Raw genomic sequence first — 2,466 nt, forward strand, 5'->3', positions numbered from 1 at the left:
GCGCCCGAGCAGCCAGTGGCGGAGCGCGTAGCCCTCGACGCTCACGCGGCGCCCGCGCCGACGGCGTGCGCACGCGCCGCGCGGCCGCGGCGCGCCCGCTCGTCCGCCTCCTCCCGTTCGTGCGCCCGTACGCCGGGCGCCTCGCGATCGCGGCCGCCTGCCTCGTCGTCGCCGCGGCCGCGGGGCTCGTCTTCCCGCGCGTGGTGCGCGAGCTGCTCGACGCCGCCTTCCGCGACGGCAGCCGCGCGCGCCTCGACCGCATGGCGCTCGGCCTCCTCGCGGTGTTCGCCGTGCAGGGGGTGATGAACTACGTCCAGGTGCTCCTGCTCAGCTCCACCGCGGAGCGCGTGCTGGCGCGCCTGCGCGAGGCGCTGTTCGCGCACCTCGTGCGGCTGTCGCCCGGCTTCTTCACCGAGCGCCGCACCGGCGAGCTGACCAGCCGCCTGTCGTCGGACCTGGTGTCGCTGCAGCAGGTGATGAACACCTGGGTCTCGGAGTTCTCGCGGCAGGTGCTCTTCCTGGTCGGCGGCGTGGTGCTGCTGACGCTCACCGATCCGACGCTGACGTTGACGACGCTCGCGGTCTCGCCGGTGATCGTCGGGGTGGCCTTCTTCTTCGCCCGGCTGCTGCGGCGCGCCAGCACCGGGGTGCAGGACCGGGTCGCCGAGGCGACCGGGCTGGCCGACGAGGCGTTCTCGCAGATCCGCACCGTGCAGGGGTTCGTGCGCGAGGCGGAGGAGACGCGGCGCTACCAGGGGCTACTGTCGGGGGTCGTGGACGCGGCGGTCGCGCGCGCGCGGCTGCGGGCGGTGTTCTTCGGCGTCGTCGGCTTCGTGGCCTTCGCCGGCGTGACGGCGGTGCTCTGGATGGGCGGGCGCCGTGTGCTGGACGGGACGCTGACGGCGGGCGCGCTCGTGCAGTTCCTCTTCTACGCCTTCTTCATCGCCGCCGCCGTCGGGTCGCTGGCGTCGCTGTTCGGCAACTTCCAGGAGGCGATCGGCGCCGCGCAGCGCGTGTTCGAGCTGCTCGACACCGAGCCGACGGTCGCCGAGCCGTCGCGCCCGACGCCGCTCGCCCGCCCGGTGCGCGGCGACGTGGCGCTGGAGGACGTGCGCTTCCGCTACGCCGACGCGCTCCCCGACGTGCTGCACGGGGTGACGCTGCGCGCCGCCCCCGGCGAGGTCGTGGCGCTGGTCGGCCGCTCGGGCGCCGGCAAGACGACCGTCGCGTCGCTGCTGCCGCGCTTCTGGGACGTGACGGGCGGGCGCGTGACGCTCGACGGCCACGACGTGCGCGACCTGGCGCTCGCCGAGCTGCGCGGCGCGATCGGGGTGGTGCCGCAGGAGCCGGCGCTGTTCAGCGGCACCGTGCGCGAGAACATCGCCTACGCCCGCCCCGACGCCACCGACGCCGAGGTGGAGGCCGCGTCGCGCGCCGCGCACGCGCACGAGTTCGTGGTGCGGCTGCCGCAGGGGTACGATACGCCGGTCGGCGAGCGCGGCGTCAAGCTCTCGGGCGGCCAGCGCCAGCGCATCGCGCTCGCCCGCGTCTTCCTCAAGGACCCGGCCGTCGTCGTGCTCGACGAGGCCACCTCGTCGCTCGACACGGAGAGCGAGCGGCTCGTCGAGGCGGCGCTGGAGGAGTTGCTGCAGGGACGGACGACGCTGATCATCGCGCACCGCCTCAGCACCGTGCGCCGCGCCGACCGCGTGGTGGTCCTCGACCACGGCCGCGTGACGGAGGAGGGGACGCACGCGGAGCTGCTCGCGCGGGGCGGGCTGTACGCGGCGCTGTACCACGGGCAGTTCCGGAACGAGGATCCGGTCGCGGTGTGAGGGCTGCGGGCTGCGGGTTCGGATCCGCAGCCCGCAGCCCGCAGCGCCCCCGTCAGCGCGCCAGCACCAGCTCCGCCGAGACGGTCTGGCCGGCGGTGACCGTGACCTCCTGCTCCACCCGCCCCGCCCGCGGGTGCCACGCGACCAGCGTGTAGCGTCCCGGCGGCACCGAGTCGAGCGCGAACGTCCCCGCCGCGTCGGTGGTCGCGTAGTACGGGTGGTCGAAGACGAGCAGCCAGGCCCGCACCCACGGCAGCGACTCGCCGCGCACCTCCACCGCCCCCGCCTCGGCGAGCACGCGGTCGTCGGGGACCACCTGCCCCGCGTCGGTCAGGCGCCAGGTCGCGCGCGTCGCGCCGCCGGGCCAGCCCACCGCGCGCAGCCGCAGCGACAGCGGGTCGCGCCCCTTCACGTTCAGCGTCGCGCCGGCCGGGACCGCGGCGGCGCGCGGCGCGAGCTGGCACCGCTCGAGCGTCAGCTCCTGCCGCAGCGGCGCGGTGATCGCCTTCCCCGTCGTCGCGTCGGCGAGCGCGGCCACCGCGCCGTCGGCCAGCGCGCCGCGCAGCGCCGCGCCGCGCACCAAGTCGGATCGTAGCCATGTCGTTCTGTGAGCCAAGGAGTTGAGACCACG

At 75.9% G+C, this 2,466-nt stretch carries 2 protein-coding genes; one reads left to right on the forward strand and one right to left on the reverse strand.

Going from position 1 to position 2,466, the window contains the following annotated elements; all coding sequences use genetic code 11:
- The first annotated feature begins 65 nt into the window (after window positions 1-65).
- Window positions 66-1,835, forward strand: a complete 1,770-nt coding sequence (locus PYV61_RS24175; RefSeq protein WP_275836435.1) for an ABC transporter transmembrane domain-containing protein — start codon at window positions 66-68, stop codon at window positions 1,833-1,835.
- A 52-nt stretch (window positions 1,836-1,887) separates the two neighbouring features.
- On the opposite strand, the gene PYV61_RS24180 is transcribed toward PYV61_RS24175, so the two are convergent.
- The coding region (locus tag PYV61_RS24180) for a carboxypeptidase-like regulatory domain-containing protein (RefSeq protein ID WP_275836436.1) at window positions 1,888-2,466 on the reverse strand (579 nt) is incomplete at its 5' end.

Origin of the sequence: Roseisolibacter sp. H3M3-2 (genome assembly GCF_029211165.1) — a bacterium.
In the GTDB taxonomy this organism is placed as follows: Bacteria; Gemmatimonadota; Gemmatimonadetes; order Gemmatimonadales; family Gemmatimonadaceae; genus Roseisolibacter.